Origin of the sequence: Kitasatospora sp. NPDC090091 (genome assembly GCF_044747365.1) — a bacterium.
GTDB lineage: Bacteria > Actinomycetota > Actinomycetes > Streptomycetales > Streptomycetaceae > Kitasatospora.
The window spans coordinates 47,597-60,291 of record NZ_JBIVDY010000014.1 but is presented as its reverse complement, the minus strand read 5'-3'; the positions used below and the strand labels follow the sequence as shown (position 1 = coordinate 60,291).

Annotated in this window: 19 protein-coding genes; all 19 read right to left on the bottom strand. The window is 68.4% G+C overall.

From position 1 onward, the window contains the following. Window positions 1-3: 3 nt before the first annotated feature. The 19 genes from rplE to ACIPSC_RS24135 all read right to left on the bottom strand — a co-directional run bounded on the left by rplE (window position 4) and on the right by ACIPSC_RS24135 (window position 12,630). On the bottom strand, window positions 4-573 hold the full coding sequence (gene rplE / locus ACIPSC_RS24225; RefSeq protein ID WP_030300393.1) for a 50S ribosomal protein L5: 570 nt from the start codon (window positions 571-573) through the stop codon (window positions 4-6). Further along, the gene (gene rplX / locus ACIPSC_RS24220; protein WP_148644962.1) at window positions 573-884 is read right to left on the bottom strand and encodes a 50S ribosomal protein L24; all 312 of its coding nucleotides are present in this window, start codon (window positions 882-884) and stop codon (window positions 573-575) included. The genes rplE and rplX overlap by 1 nt, the downstream gene beginning before the upstream one ends. A 15-nt stretch (window positions 885-899) precedes the next feature. Continuing rightward, window positions 900-1,271, bottom strand: coding sequence for a 50S ribosomal protein L14 (gene rplN, locus ACIPSC_RS24215; RefSeq protein ID WP_030232481.1), 372 nt, complete (start codon window positions 1,269-1,271; stop codon window positions 900-902). A gap of 102 nt (window positions 1,272-1,373) precedes the next feature. After that, window positions 1,374-1,646: a 30S ribosomal protein S17 gene (gene rpsQ, locus ACIPSC_RS24210; protein ID WP_110670527.1), complete on the bottom strand. Its 273-nt coding sequence runs from the start codon at window positions 1,644-1,646 to the stop codon at window positions 1,374-1,376. Then, window positions 1,646-1,870, bottom strand: a complete 225-nt coding sequence (rpmC, locus tag ACIPSC_RS24205) for a 50S ribosomal protein L29 (protein ID WP_030300387.1) — start codon at window positions 1,868-1,870, stop codon at window positions 1,646-1,648. The genes rpsQ and rpmC overlap by 1 nt, the downstream gene beginning before the upstream one ends. Next, complete coding sequence (gene rplP / locus ACIPSC_RS24200; protein ID WP_030300385.1) at window positions 1,870-2,289, bottom strand: 50S ribosomal protein L16; 420 nt, start codon at window positions 2,287-2,289, stop codon at window positions 1,870-1,872. Before rplP ends, rpmC begins: the two co-directional genes overlap by 1 nt. A gap of 5 nt (window positions 2,290-2,294) precedes the next feature. After that, entirely contained in the window at window positions 2,295-3,116 is an 822-nt protein-coding gene (rpsC, locus tag ACIPSC_RS24195; RefSeq protein WP_209414069.1) for a 30S ribosomal protein S3, read from the bottom strand. Then, entirely contained in the window at window positions 3,116-3,463 is a 348-nt protein-coding gene (rplV, locus tag ACIPSC_RS24190; protein WP_030232471.1) for a 50S ribosomal protein L22, read from the bottom strand. Before rplV ends, rpsC begins: the two co-directional genes overlap by 1 nt. A gap of 57 nt (window positions 3,464-3,520) precedes the next feature. Beyond that, window positions 3,521-3,802 (bottom strand): 30S ribosomal protein S19, encoded by a 282-nt coding sequence (gene rpsS, locus ACIPSC_RS24185; protein WP_035848164.1) that lies wholly within the window; start codon window positions 3,800-3,802, stop codon window positions 3,521-3,523. An 11-nt stretch (window positions 3,803-3,813) separates the two neighbouring features. Continuing rightward, a complete protein-coding gene (rplB, locus tag ACIPSC_RS24180; RefSeq protein WP_400828169.1) occupies window positions 3,814-4,650 on the bottom strand; it encodes a 50S ribosomal protein L2 in 837 nt (278 codons plus the stop codon). Between the two features lie 46 nt (window positions 4,651-4,696). Further along, window positions 4,697-5,014 (bottom strand): 50S ribosomal protein L23, encoded by a 318-nt coding sequence (gene rplW, locus ACIPSC_RS24175; protein WP_030280768.1) that lies wholly within the window; start codon window positions 5,012-5,014, stop codon window positions 4,697-4,699. Further along, entirely contained in the window at window positions 5,014-5,691 is a 678-nt protein-coding gene (gene rplD / locus ACIPSC_RS24170; protein WP_400828168.1) for a 50S ribosomal protein L4, read from the bottom strand. The genes rplW and rplD overlap by 1 nt, the downstream gene beginning before the upstream one ends. A 4-nt stretch (window positions 5,692-5,695) precedes the next feature. After that, window positions 5,696-6,343 (bottom strand): 50S ribosomal protein L3, encoded by a 648-nt coding sequence (rplC, locus tag ACIPSC_RS24165; protein ID WP_030263524.1) that lies wholly within the window; start codon window positions 6,341-6,343, stop codon window positions 5,696-5,698. Between the two features lie 14 nt (window positions 6,344-6,357). Beyond that, entirely contained in the window at window positions 6,358-6,666 is a 309-nt protein-coding gene (rpsJ, locus tag ACIPSC_RS24160; protein WP_012785157.1) for a 30S ribosomal protein S10, read from the bottom strand. Between the two features lie 493 nt (window positions 6,667-7,159). Next, on the bottom strand, window positions 7,160-8,980 hold the full coding sequence (locus ACIPSC_RS24155; protein ID WP_400828167.1) for a hypothetical protein: 1,821 nt from the start codon (window positions 8,978-8,980) through the stop codon (window positions 7,160-7,162). A gap of 115 nt (window positions 8,981-9,095) precedes the next feature. Next, on the bottom strand, window positions 9,096-9,989 hold the full coding sequence (locus tag ACIPSC_RS24150) for a glycosyltransferase family 2 protein (RefSeq protein ID WP_400828166.1): 894 nt from the start codon (window positions 9,987-9,989) through the stop codon (window positions 9,096-9,098). Between the two features lie 131 nt (window positions 9,990-10,120). After that, entirely contained in the window at window positions 10,121-10,498 is a 378-nt protein-coding gene (locus ACIPSC_RS24145) for a DUF2304 domain-containing protein (RefSeq protein ID WP_313764190.1), read from the bottom strand. Continuing rightward, a complete protein-coding gene (locus ACIPSC_RS24140; RefSeq protein ID WP_400828165.1) occupies window positions 10,495-11,253 on the bottom strand; it encodes a glycosyltransferase family 2 protein in 759 nt (252 codons plus the stop codon). Before ACIPSC_RS24140 ends, ACIPSC_RS24145 begins: the two co-directional genes overlap by 4 nt. A gap of 36 nt (window positions 11,254-11,289) precedes the next feature. Further along, window positions 11,290-12,630, bottom strand: coding sequence for a hypothetical protein (locus ACIPSC_RS24135; protein WP_400828164.1), 1,341 nt, complete (start codon window positions 12,628-12,630; stop codon window positions 11,290-11,292). Window positions 12,631-12,695: the final 65 nt, after the last annotated feature.

The following is a 12,695-nucleotide window of genomic DNA, read 5'->3' as shown; positions in this document are numbered from 1 at the left end:
GGCTCACGCCTCCTTGAACGGGAAGCCCAGGGCGCGCAGGAGCGCCCGGCCCTCGTCGTCGGTCTGAGCGGTGGTCACGACGGTGATGTCCATACCGCGCTGACGGTCGACCTTGTCCTGGTCGATCTCGTGGAACATAACCTGCTCGGTCAGACCGAAGGTGTAGTTGCCACGGCCGTCGAACTGCTTCGGGGAGAGACCACGGAAGTCACGGATACGCGGCAGGGCCAGCGACACCAGACGGTCCAGGAACTCCCACATGCGGTCACCACGGAGGGTGACGTGGGTGCCGATCGGCTGGCCCTCGCGCAGCTTGAACTGCGCGATGGACTTGCGAGCCTTGGTCACGGCCGGCTTCTGACCGGTGATCGCGGTCAGGTCGCGGATCGCGCCCTCGATCAGCTTGCTGTCACGGGCGGCCTCGCCGACACCCATGTTGACGACGACCTTGACCAGGCCGGGCGTCAGCATGACGTTCTCGTACGAGAACTGCTCCTGCAGCTGACCCTTGATCTCGGAGTTGTAACGCTCCTTGAGACGGGGGGTCACCTTCTCAACAGACGTCTCAGACATCAGATGTCCTCACCGGTTCGCTTGGCAACGCGGATCTTGTTGCCCTCGTCGTCGAAGCGGTAGCCAACGCGGGTGACGACCTTCTTGCCGTCCTTCTCCACGACCAGCTGGACGTTGGAGACGTGCACCGGGGCCTCGACGGTGACAATGCCACCCTGGGTGCCCGGGCCCGGCTTGGTGTGCTTCTTGACCCGGTTGACACCCTCGACCAGGACCTTGTTCTCGGCGGGGAGGGCCTGGATGACCTTGCCCTGCTTGCCGCGGTCCTTGCCGGTGATGACCTGGACCAGGTCACCCTTCTTGATCTTCATGCTGTTCGCCATGAGTTAGAGCACCTCCGGCGCAAGCGAGATGATCTTCATGAACTTCTTGTCGCGCAGCTCACGGCCGACCGGGCCGAAGATGCGGGTGCCACGCGGGTCACCCTCGGTGTTCTTCAGAACGACCGCAGCGTTCTCGTCGAAGCGGATGTACGAGCCATCCGGACGACGACGCTCCTTGACGGTGCGGACGACGACGCACTTGACGACGTCACCCTTCTTCACCGAACCACCGGGGATCGCGTCCTTGACGGTCGCGACAATGACGTCCCCGATACCGGCGTAGCGGCGACCGGAGCCACCGAGAACACGGATGCAAAGGATCTCCTTGGCACCAGTGTTGTCGGCGACGCGCAGTCGCGACTCCTGCTGGATCACAGCTTTCTCCTGATCGTCAACGAGAGTCGACGGGCCGGCCGCTGCTCACACCGGCGTCCACGGGGGACCCGGTGCACATACGGCCGTACCTCATCGGCTTCGTTACTTGGCCTTCTCGAGGATCTCGACGACGCGCCAGCGCTTCGTCGCGGACAGCGGGCGGGTCTCCGCGAGGAGGACCCGGTCACCGATGCCGCACGCGTTCTGCTCGTCGTGCGCCTTCAGCTTGTTCGTACGGCGGATGACCTTGCCGTACAGAGCGTGCTTGACGCGGTCCTCGACGGCGACGACGACGGTCTTGTCCATCTTGTCGCTGACGACGAGACCCTCACGGGTCTTGCGGAAACCGCGCGTCTCGTTGGTGTTCTCAGTCATCAGGCGTTCTCCACCGTCTCGATGCCCAGCTCGCGCTCGCGCATCAGGGTGTAGATCCGCGCGATGTCCTTACGGACGAGCTTGAGCCGTCCGTGGTTGTCGAGCTGCCCGGTCGCCGCCTGGAAGCGGAGGTTGAACAGCTCCTCCTTGGCCTCACGCAGCTTGGCAACGAGACCCTCGTTGTCCAGCTGGCGGAGGTCAGCAGCCTTGGTAGCGGCCGACATCAGCTCTCACCGTCCTCGCGCCGGACGATCCGGCACTTCATCGGCAGCTTGTGCGCGGCGCGGGTGAGCGCCTCGCGAGCCACCTTCTCGTTCGGGTACGACAGCTCGAACATGACCCGACCCGGGTGCACGTTCGCGATCCACCACTCCGGCGAACCCTTACCGGAACCCATGCGGGTCTCGGCCGGCTTCTTGGTCAGCGGGCGGTCCGGGTAGATGTTGATCCAGACCTTGCCGCCACGACGGATGTGACGGGTGATCGCGATACGAGCGGACTCGATCTGACGGTTCGTCACGTAGGCCGGGGTCACGGCCTGGATGCCGAACTGGCCGAACGCCAGCTCGGTGCCACCCTTCGAAGCGCCGCGGCGCTTCGGGTGGTGCTGCTTGCGGTGCTTGACCCGACGGGGGATCAGCATTGGGGTCAGGCCTCCGTTCCGGTGTTCTCAGCAGCCGGAGCCTCGGTCACCGGGGCCGCGGGGGCCTCGGCGGCGGGACGACGGCCACGGCCACCGCGCTCGCCACCACGGCGCTCGCCACCGCGGGCGGGACGACCACCCTCGGGACGGGCCGGGCGGTTGCCCGAGCGGGCAGCGGCGTTCTCAGCGCGGACCTCGGCGATGTTCTTGACGTCGCCCTTGTAGATCCAGACCTTCACGCCGATGCGGCCGAAGGTGGTCTTGGCCTCGAAGAAGCCGTAGTCGACGTTCGCGCGCAGGGTGTGCAGCGGCACACGGCCCTCGCGGTAGAACTCCGAACGGCTCATCTCGGCGCCGCCGAGACGACCGGAGCACTGGACCTTGATGCCCTTGGCGCCGGACTTCATGGTGCCCTGCATCGACTTGCGCATGGCACGACGGAAGGAGACGCGGGAGGACAGCTGCTCCGCGACGCCCTGAGCCACGAGCTGGGCGTCCAGCTCGGGGTTCTTGACCTCGAGGATGTTCAGCTGGACCTGCTTGCCGGTCAGCTTCTCGAGGTCGCCGCGGATGCGGTCGGCCTCGGTGCCACGGCGGCCGATGACGATGCCGGGGCGAGCGGTGTGGATGTCAACGCGGACGCGGTCGCGGGTGCGCTCGATCTCGACCTTGGAGATGCCGGCGCGCTCCATGCCCTTCGTCATCATGCGACGAATGGCGACGTCTTCCTTGACGTAGTCCTTGTACAGCTTGTCGGCGTACCAGCGGGACTTGAAGTCCGTGCTGATGCCGAGGCGGAACCCGTGCGGGTTAACCTTCTGGCCCATTACCGGGTCCCTTCCTTGCTGCTGACGACCACGGTGATGTGGCTGGTCCGCTTGCGGATCCGGTAGGCACGGCCCTGGGCGCGCGGACGGAACCGCTTCAGGGTCGGGCCCTCGTCAACGTACGCCTCAGAGATGTAGAGGTCGTCCACGTTGGAGTGGTTGTAGTTGTGCGCGGCGTTGGCAATGGCGCTGTCGAGCACCTTGCCGACCGGCACGGTGGCGGCCTGCGGAGCGAAACGCAGGACGGCCTGGGCCTCCGTGGCGTTCAGGCCACGGATGAGGTCCACCACGCGGCGGGCCTTCATGGGCGTGACGCGGATGTACCGCGCCTGGGCCCTGGCTTCCATGGTTGTCCCCTTAATGGAGTAAGTCATTGAGTCGTTCTGGCGGTGAAGCTCAGGCGACTAGCGACGCTTCGACTTGCGGTCGTCCTTGACGTGGCCGCGGAAGGTGCGGGTCGGAGCGAACTCGCCCAGCTTGTGGCCGACCATCGACTCGGTGACGAACACCGGGACGTGCTTGCGACCATCGTGAACCGCGATCGTGTGGCCGAGCATGCTCGGGGAGATCACGGAGCGACGGGACCAGGTCTTGATGACGTTCTGGGTACCCGCCTCGTTCTGCGCGTCCACCTTCTTGATGAGGTGGCCGTCGATGAAGGGGCCCTTCTTAAGACTGCGCGGCATCTGACCTGCTCCTAGCGCTTCTTGTTGGTCTTGCGGCGGCGCACGATGAGCTTGTCCGACGCCTTGTTCGGGCGACGGGTACGGCCCTCGGGCTTACCCCACGGCGAGACCGGGTGGCGACCACCGGAGGTCTTACCCTCACCACCACCGTGCGGGTGGTCGATCGGGTTCATGGCGACACCACGCACGGTCGGGCGGACGCCCTTCCAGCGCATACGGCCGGCCTTGCCCCAGTTGATGTTCGACTGCTCGGCGTTGCCGACCTCGCCGACGGTGGCGCGGCAGCGCGCGTCGACCAGGCGGATCTCACCGGAGGGCATGCGCAGGTGCGCCATCTTGCCCTCACGCGCCAGCAGCTGGATGCCGGAGCCGGCCGAGCGGGCCAGCTTGGCACCGCCGCCGGGACGCAGCTCCACCGCGTGGATGGTGGTACCGACCGGGATGTTGCGCAGCGGCAGGTTGTTGCCCGGCTTGATGTCGGCCGTGGGGCCGTTCTCGATCCGGTCACCCTGCGTGATACCGCGCGGAGCGATGATGTAGCGCTTCTCGCCGTCCGCGTAGTGCAGGAGCGCGATGCGCGCGGTGCGGTTCGGGTCGTACTCGATGTGCGCGACCTTGGCCGGCACGCCGTCCTTGTCGTGACGACGGAAGTCGATCACGCGGTAGGCGCGCTTGTGACCGCCACCCTGGTGGCGAGCGGTGACACGACCGGCGTTGTTACGGCCGCCCTTGCTGTGCAGGGGGCGAACCAGCGACTTCTCCGGCGTGGACCGCGTGATTTCTACGAAGTCGGCCACGCTGGAGCCACGACGGCCCGGCGTAGTCGGCTTGTACTTGCGGATGCCCATTTGGCTCTCTCGTCCTCGTCCTAATCGACGATCACGATCTCCCTATTCAGGAGACCGGACCACCGAAGATGTCGATGCGGTTGCCCTCGGCCAGCGTCACGATGGCGCGCTTGGTGTCCTTGCGCTTGCCAAAGCCCGTCTTGGAGCGCTTGCGCTTGCCCTGACGGTTGATCGTGTTGACAGCCTCGACCTTGACCGAGAAGACCGCCTCGACGGCCTGCTTGATCTGGGTCTTGTTGGCGCCCGGCGACACGATGAACGTGTACTTGTTCTCGTCGAGAAGGCTGTAGCTCTTCTCGGAGATGACCGGCTTCACCAGGACGTCACGGGGGTCCGTGAACGTCTTGCTCGTAACGTCGCTCATCAGGCGGCGCTCCCTTCGAGCTCGCCCTCAGCGGCAACGGCCTTGGCGGACGCGGCCGGACCGGCCACGAAACGCTCGAAGGCGGCCTGGGTGAAGACCACATCGTCGGAGACGAGCACGTCGTAGGTGTTCAGCTGACCGGCGTCCAGGATGTGCACGTGCGGCAGGTTGCGAGCGGACTTGAGGCCCAGCTCGTCCGAGCGCTCGACGACCAGGAGGACGTTCTTGCGCTCGGTGATCTTGCCGAACAGGCTCTTGGCGGCCTTGGTCGACGGCGCCTCGGTCGCGGTCACGCCGGTGACGACGTGGATGCGGTTGTGGCGGGCCCGGTCGGTGAGCGCACCGCGCAGGGCGGCGGCGATCATCTTCTTCGGGGTCCGCTGCGAGTAGTCGCGCGGCACGGGACCGTGCACGACGCCACCGCCGGCGAACTGCGGCGCACGGGTCGAGCCCTGACGGGCGCGGCCGGTGCCCTTCTGGCGGTACGGCTTCTTGCCGCCGCCACGGACCTCGCCACGAGTCTTGGTCTTGTGGGTGCCCTGACGGGCCGCAGCGAGCTGCGCCACGACGACCTGGTGCATCAGCGGAACGCTGACCTTCGCGTCGAAGATCTCGGCCGGCAGCTCGATGCTGCCGGTCTTGTCGCCAGCCGGCGACAGGATGTCAATGGTGCTCATTTCCTCACAGCCCCTTCGCCGCGGTGCGGACGAGGACGAGGCCGCCGTTCGGGCCCGGGACGGCGCCCTTGATGAGCAGCAGGCCCTTCTCCGCGTCGACCGCGTGCACGGTCAGGTTCTGGGTGGTCACACGCTCGTGACCCATCCGACCGGCCATGCGCAGGCCCTTGAACACGCGGCCCGGGGTGGCGCAGCCACCGATGGAACCGGGCGAACGGTGCTTGCGCTGGGTGCCGTGGCCGGCGCCGAGACCCTTGAAGTTGTGACGCTTCATGACACCGGCGAAGCCCTTGCCCTTGGAGGTGCCGGTCACGTCGACCTTGACACCCGCCTCGAACAGCTCGGCGGTGATCTCCTGGCCCAGGGTGTACTCGGACGCGTCCGAGGTACGCAGCTCGACCAGGTGGCGGCGCGGGGTGACACCGGCCTTGGCGAAGTGGCCCGCGAGGGGCTTGTTCACCTTGCGGGGGTCGATCTCGCCGAAGCCGATCTGGACGGCGTCGTAGCCGGCCGGGCTGTCGGCGGTGTGGACCTGGGTCACGACATTCGGCCCAGCCTTGACGACGGTCACCGGAACGATCCGGTTGTTCTCGTCCCAGACCTGGGTCATGCCGAGCTTCTCGCCCAGGATGCCCTTAATCTGCTTAGCCATCTTCGGTGCGCCTCTCAGAGCTTGATCTCGATGTCGACACCAGCCGGCAGGTCGAGACGCATGAGCGAGTCAACCGTCTTCGGCGTGGGGTCGAGGATGTCGATCAGACGCTTGTGAGTACGCATCTCGAAGTGCTCGCGCGAGTCCTTGTACTTGTGCGGCGAGCGGATGACGCAGTACACGTTCTTCTCAGTGGGCAGCGGCACCGGGCCCGCGACCTGCGCACCAGTGCGAATGACGGTCTCGACGATCTTCTTCGCCGAGGAGTCAATCACCTCGTGGTCGTAGGCCTTGAGCCGGATGCGGATCTTCTGTCCCGCCATGGCTACTCAGTAGTCCTTTGTGTCGTCTGCTGCTTCTGCGGCCGAATTCGTCCGGGTGGACTGTGTCCGGTGGCACCCCTGGGTGGTTACCTCCGACCCACGCGGTCGGGCGTGTCGCACTCCCGCTTGCAAAAAACCGGAAGAGTGTGTCCTCTTCTCGGTGTTCTCGCTGTGAGTCGGTGAGGTCTTGCACCCACCAGGCGCCGGGTCGAGGCCCCGCCCACGCTTCCCGGAAGATTCCCGTACGTCCGCCCCGCAGCTGCCGCGGTGTCGACTTCACACCACTGCGTCCACACACTTCACGTGAACACATGAACGGCCATCACGGGAACGACGAGTACTTGGGACTCGCTTCCGGTCCTCCCGGCGGGAGGCGCGCAGCATCGGCACTCAACCGAGCAACTTGGACATACTGCCACATGGAGCAGCCCGGATGCCAATCGGCCCCGGCGTGGTCTGCACCACGCCGGGGCCGCTCAGCCGGTCCGCTCCGCTACCAGGGGCGCTTGGAGCCGCAGACCAGGGCCCACTCCTCGGACTTCACGTTGGCGCACCACAGCTGCCCCTTGTCGGGCTCGTTGTTGTACTCCTTGAGCTTGTAGTTCACCGGCGCGCAGTCCGTCGGACCGGCCGGGTCGTACTTGGGGCACTTGCCGTTGCGGTTCACCAGGATGTGCGCGCGCCAGGCGTCGGCGCCCATGTCGATGATCTCCGACTTGCCGTCCGGGATGGCCTTCGGATCGGTGGTCGGCATGTAGCGGTCGGCCGACCAGGAGGCGCCCATGGTGGCGAACAGCGCGAGCGCACAGACCGCACCCGCGACCATCCGGCCGGTGACCGCAGGACGGATCGCCCCCGCCACCGGCTTGCCGTCCTCGACCCGCTGCAGCGTGCGGGCCCAGCTCGTCCCGCGCTGCACGGCGAACATCAGGCCGAGCACGGCGAGGATCATCAGGGCGTACAGGATGATCCAGGTGGTGCGCGGGTAGAGCTGGATCGCCTTGTCCTGGGCAAGGTGCGAGGCGAACCAGAAGCGCAGCAGCCAGGCGCCGATCAGGGTCGCCGCGACCGTCCGCACCGCGATGCTGCGCAGGCCCAGGCCCAGTGCCAGCGCAGCGCCGGCCAGCAGCAGCAGGGTGTAGGCGCTCTGGCCGGCGAGCTCGCCGCGCCACGGCCAGTCGTGGTAGGTGAGGCGGCCGGAACGGTCCGAGGCCCAGCCCATGATGTACGCCGGGTCGATGTAGACCGGCAGGTAGGCGTACCGGTCCTTGGCCTGCGCGCCCAGCTTGACCAGCTGGTACAGCAGCGGCGAGGCGACGACGCCGGCGGTCAGCACCGTCACCCCGAGGAACAGCAGGGCCCGCTTGAGCCGCGCGGCGCCCCGGCGCCACGGCACGACGAACATGGTCAGGACGAAGACCCCGGGGGCCGCCCAGACGAACCAGCCGTTGTACCAGAGGAACATCACGCCGAACGAGCCGCCGAAGCCCAGGGCGCGGAGCACCACCGAGCGGGTCGACAGCTCGTGGGCGCGGCGCAGCTCGCGCAGGGCGCCCGCCAGCATCGGCACCATCACGATCATGGTGACGTGGCTGTACGGGCGGATCGGGTCGAGGAAGAGGATCGCCGAGGGGACGGCGATCAGCAGGGCCCAGAACGGCCGCAGCAGCAGCCGCCAGGACAGGTAGGCCATCGGGCCGACCAGCGCGCTGCAGATCAGCTGGAGGTCCTTGAGCGCGTAGCCACCGCCGCCGACCCCGCCGTAGAAGAGCTTCGACCAGATCGCCAGCGCCCCCGGGAACCCGGGCGGGTAGACGCCGGGCACACCCTGGCCGCGCAGCATGTCGTTGGCCATGCCGATGAGGTTGCCCGGGTCGCCCTCCTGGCCGCCGAGCCCCCACTGGGTGCCGTTCAGCGCCACCGCGATGCCGCCGGCCACCACACCGGTGGACAGGCCCGCGACGGCGGCGCAGACCAGCCGCTGGGCGAGCTGGGCGCGCGCCACGCTGCCCTTGTAGGCGGTGTAGAGCAGCACGGCCAGGACCGGCAGGCCCACCAGCGCCGCGTACTTCTGGATCATGGCCAGGCCGCTGACCTGGCCGACCCGGCTGAGCGGGTTGACGTCGATGCGGGTGCAGAGCAGGGCGAAGGCGAAGGCCGCCACGACCGACACCACCGCCTCCGCCGTGCGGACCGCCCAGGGCCGGGCCAGCAGGCCCGGGGCCCGCGAGCCGGCCGGGTCCGTCGTCACACCGTCCGGCCGGCGCGGCTCCGTGGTGGAGCCGCCGACCGGGCCGGCTGCCAGATCAGTCATGTCAGTCGCTTTCGTGGAGTGGCGCGGATGTGGCGACGGTCAAACGGACATCGTGGGGGCGCCGCCCAGTCCCCCGGCCTCCGCCGAATGCCTGCTTCGGCGCTGCCCGGGACGGTCAGCCGGTGCGGACGGCCCGTCCCACCATGGCCCCGGCGTGCGCGAAGTCACCGGCACCGAGCCGACCGGCCGCCACCATCAGCGCGTGCAGGCGCGAGGACAGGTGCAGGTCGGCGGAGCGGGCGGCGGCGTTCCAGCCCTTGGCGCGCAGCTCCTTGGCGATCAGGCCGTAGTAGTGCAGCTCCTCGTCGAAGCGCTTGCCGTCCTTGACCCGGGTCGAGGAGTCGCTTGCCTGGTGGCGGCGGTAGCGGAACACCTCGCGGTCGTCGACCAGGAGGTTGCCGCCCTCCATCAGCATGTCGACCATGAACGCCAGGTCGTGGATGGCGTCGATGTCCGCCCGGTAGGGGATCTTCGACAGGGCGGACTGGCGGTAGGTGAGCGAGGGCGTGTACAGCCAGTTGCCGGAGAGCAGGCTCTTCACCGCCTCCTCGCCGCTGATCATGCCGGCCTTGCGGGCCGGGGCGCTGATCTTGCGCTTGACCTTGTCGCCGATGCCGACCGAGGTGAGGATCGTGCCCTCGCTGTCCATCACCCGCACGCCGGGCTGGACCGCGATCGCCTTCGGGTCCGCCCGCAGGCGCTCCAGGACGACGTCGAGGTAGTCCGGCTCCAGCAGGTCGTCGGCGCCCATCATCGAGACGAACTCGCGCTCGGCCAGGGTCGAGGCCTTGTAGGTGTTCCCGTTGGGGCCCAGCCGCTCCTCGTTGCGGATGTAGCGGATCCGCTCGTCGCCCAGGCTCTCGATGTACTCCAGCGCCCGGAAGCCCGGGTACTGGTCGTCCACGATCGTCAGCCGCCAGTCCTCCTGGTGCTGCGCCCGGATGCTGTCGATGGTGGCGAACAGGTACTCCGGGTCGCCGTAGTACGGAATGACGAAATCGACGCTCATGGCGGCGCCGCACCTCCTGGTCTTGATCGCGCTTCGGTGCACCGGCGCGCCTGCCCGGTGACGCGAAGAGGAACGGTACCCCGCACGGGGGTCCCGTTCTCTCGTCGGTGTCCTCGCCCGGCGGGCCCGGGTCAGCGCTCGGAGCTGACCGGGACGTCGAGGCGGTCGTTGTTGTGGCGGATGCCCTCGGTGATGGCCACCGTGCGCGCCAGGTCGGTGATCTTCTTCTCCAGCGAGCGGAAGCGCAGGTAGGTGTTGAGCGTCAGGAAGCCCATGCCGATCACCATCAGGTACAGCACCAGGTCGGTGCCGCGGCCCACGCCCAGGGCGGTGGCCAGCTTGGTCACGCCGGTCGGCCACAGGATCGCGACGATGTTCGCGATCACGAAGAGCGAGAAGGCGATGCGCTTCCACGCCCTGGTGTTCGCGGCGTCCCAGCGCCGGACGAACAGGAGGGCCATGGCCACGGCGGCCACGACGAGGATCAGCTGAATCCAGAGGTGATTCATCGGCGGTTACGCTCCCGCAGCGAGATGTCGAAGAGGATGTTGACGCCGTTGATCAGGGACTGACCCTTGGCGCGTGAGTAGTCGGTGTACAGGATGTCCACCGGCACCTCGGCGACCCGCAGATCCGAGCCGGCGAGGAAGGAGACGATCTCCGAAGCGTGGGCCATGCCGTTCATGGTGATCCGGATGCGGCCGGCGGCCTCGCGGTTCATGACGCGCAGACCGTTGTGCGCGTCGGTGAGCTTCAGCTTGCGGGCGGTGGGGCTGACCGCGGCGGCCGTCCGCAGCACCACGCGCTTGATCCACGGCACCTGGCCGGTCTGCTCGATGAAGCGGGAGCCGAGCACGATGTCGGCCTCGCCCTGGCGCAGCAGCGCCACCATCTTCTCGACGTCGCCGGTCTGGTGCTGGCCGTCCGCGTCGAAGGTCGCGAAGTACTCCGCGCCCTGCTGCTCCAGCGCGTACTTCAGACCGGTCTGCAGCGCAGCGCCCTGGCCGAGGTTCACCGGGTGGCGGACGAGGTGCGCACCGGTCGTCATGACGTGCTGCGCCGTGTCGTCGGTGCAGCCGTCGTCCACCACGACGATGTTGGGGAAGGTCTTGCGTGCCCCTTCCACGACCTCGGCGATCACCTGGCCTTCGTTGTAGGCCGGGATCACCAGCCAGACGTTGTCGTACTCGGACACAGGGGCTCCATGCTTGGCGATCGGCACGCCGGTGCGTGCCTGGGTCGGTCTGTCGTCGGTGCTGCTCATGGGCGTCGTCGGCCAGTCACAGTCGGGTCCTCACCGTCACGGGGTGCGCAGCGGCTCGGTCGCCCGGTCCCCGTCCGGGCGCGGGCGGGCGTCGCCGGACGGGCGGGGACGGGAGGGCATGGCGCGGTACAGGGCCCACAGCATCAGCACGGCGCTGACCGCCGCACCGGCCAGGTAGGCGAGCTCGGCACGCAGGCCGACCGCGCCGGGGGCGCACGCGACGGCCACCAATGCTACGGAACCCGCGGCCCAGCCCACCAACTGGAGGCGGTGCTGCGAGCGCGACATCAGGGCCTGGCCGAAGACGGTGGCCAGGACGTAGCAGAGCGTCCCGAGGACCAGCCAGGTGAAGTCGAGCGGGCCGAGCAGGTCCTTGGCGTTGAAGAGCAGCGGGTTGAGCCAGGCGCCGAGCGCGATGACCGGCAGACCGCCGCCGATGCACATCGCCGCGACCACCGCGGTGGTCCGGGTCAGCACCTTGCGGAACTCGCTGTGGTCCCCCGCCGCGGCCGCGCCGGAGAGCGCCGAGACCATCGAGGCCTGGAGCGCGCTGTAGGCGAAGAGCGGCACCCGGGCCATCACCACGGCCTGGCCGAGCGCGAACACCAGCGCGTCGGAGGCCTCGGAGTGCTTGGGGGCGAGCAGGCGGACGCAGACCACGGTGGCGTTGACCACCAGCTGCGAGAGCATCACCGAGGCGATCAGCAGGCCCAGACCGCCGGTGAGCTCCTTCCAGGCCACCTCGGGGCCGGGTGCCCGGTCGGCCAGGATTCCGCGCAGTCCGATCAGGGCCGCCACGACCGGGGCCACCACCAGGATCAGACCGAAGGCCAGGGCGGAGTGCAGCCCGGCCACGGCGGTCAGCGCGGCCAGGCCGATCCGCAGGGCGCCGTCGACGGCCAGCTGGGTGCCGTAGGGGCCGAACAGGCCGAGGCCGGCCAGGGCGCCGCGGGAGACCGAGCTCACCGCGAGGCCGGCCAGGCCGCCGGCGAGCGCCAGCACGAGCGAGGTGTCGCCGCCGAAGAGCAGGTCGGCGATCGGGCGCGCGGCGGCGGCCAGGACGCCACAGGCGCCTGCCAGGATCGCCAGCGCGAGCAGCAGCATCCGCCGGACGGCGGGCAGTGCGCCGGCTCCGGCCACCTTACGGGCGGCCACCAGTCTGGTCAGTTCCAGCTCGACCGGCTGGAACAGCCCCCAGCCGACCGACATGACGACGGTCCAGAGCATCGTCACCCGGGCGGCCCCGGCGGTGCCGAGGCTGTAGCCGACGAGCGCCATGTAGACGTACGCCGAGGCTCCGAGCACAACCGTGCCACCGACCACGAGCCGGGCCCCCGGGGGGAGAATCCCGAGCAGCTTGGCGATCGGGTTCTTCATCACATGATCACCGAGTTCACCGGCCGACCTGGGCTCCCGTCTCCGCACGCGGTCGGCCCCCTCCG

Coding starts and splice junctions, on each gene's coding strand:
- rplW (WP_030280768.1), bottom strand. CDS start 5,014: ATGAGCGACGTTACGAGCAAGACGTTCACGGACCCCCGTGACGTCCTG.
- ACIPSC_RS24140 (WP_400828165.1), bottom strand. CDS start 11,253: ATGAGCAGCACCGACGACAGACCGACCCAGGCACGCACCGGCGTGCCG.
- rplB (WP_400828169.1), bottom strand. CDS start 4,650: ATGGGCATCCGCAAGTACAAGCCGACTACGCCGGGCCGTCGTGGCTCC.
- rplC (WP_030263524.1), bottom strand. CDS start 6,343: ATGGCTAAGCAGATTAAGGGCATCCTGGGCGAGAAGCTCGGCATGACC.
- ACIPSC_RS24145 (WP_313764190.1), bottom strand. CDS start 10,498: ATGAATCACCTCTGGATTCAGCTGATCCTCGTCGTGGCCGCCGTGGCC.
- rpsC (WP_209414069.1), bottom strand. CDS start 3,116: ATGGGCCAGAAGGTTAACCCGCACGGGTTCCGCCTCGGCATCAGCACG.
- ACIPSC_RS24135 (WP_400828164.1), bottom strand. CDS start 12,630: ATGAAGAACCCGATCGCCAAGCTGCTCGGGATTCTCCCCCCGGGGGCC.
- rplX (WP_148644962.1), bottom strand. CDS start 884: ATGAAGATCAAGAAGGGTGACCTGGTCCAGGTCATCACCGGCAAGGAC.
- rpsS (WP_035848164.1), bottom strand. CDS start 3,802: ATGCCGCGCAGTCTTAAGAAGGGCCCCTTCATCGACGGCCACCTCATC.
- rpmC (WP_030300387.1), bottom strand. CDS start 1,870: ATGTCGGCCGCTACCAAGGCTGCTGACCTCCGCCAGCTGGACAACGAG.
- rplV (WP_030232471.1), bottom strand. CDS start 3,463: ATGGAAGCCAGGGCCCAGGCGCGGTACATCCGCGTCACGCCCATGAAG.
- rplD (WP_400828168.1), bottom strand. CDS start 5,691: ATGAGCACCATTGACATCCTGTCGCCGGCTGGCGACAAGACCGGCAGC.
- rpsQ (WP_110670527.1), bottom strand. CDS start 1,646: ATGACTGAGAACACCAACGAGACGCGCGGTTTCCGCAAGACCCGTGAG.
- rplP (WP_030300385.1), bottom strand. CDS start 2,289: ATGCTGATCCCCCGTCGGGTCAAGCACCGCAAGCAGCACCACCCGAAG.
- ACIPSC_RS24150 (WP_400828166.1), bottom strand. CDS start 9,989: ATGAGCGTCGATTTCGTCATTCCGTACTACGGCGACCCGGAGTACCTG.
- rplE (WP_030300393.1), bottom strand. CDS start 573: ATGTCTGAGACGTCTGTTGAGAAGGTGACCCCCCGTCTCAAGGAGCGT.
- ACIPSC_RS24155 (WP_400828167.1), bottom strand. CDS start 8,980: ATGACTGATCTGGCAGCCGGCCCGGTCGGCGGCTCCACCACGGAGCCG.
- rpsJ (WP_012785157.1), bottom strand. CDS start 6,666: ATGGCGGGACAGAAGATCCGCATCCGGCTCAAGGCCTACGACCACGAG.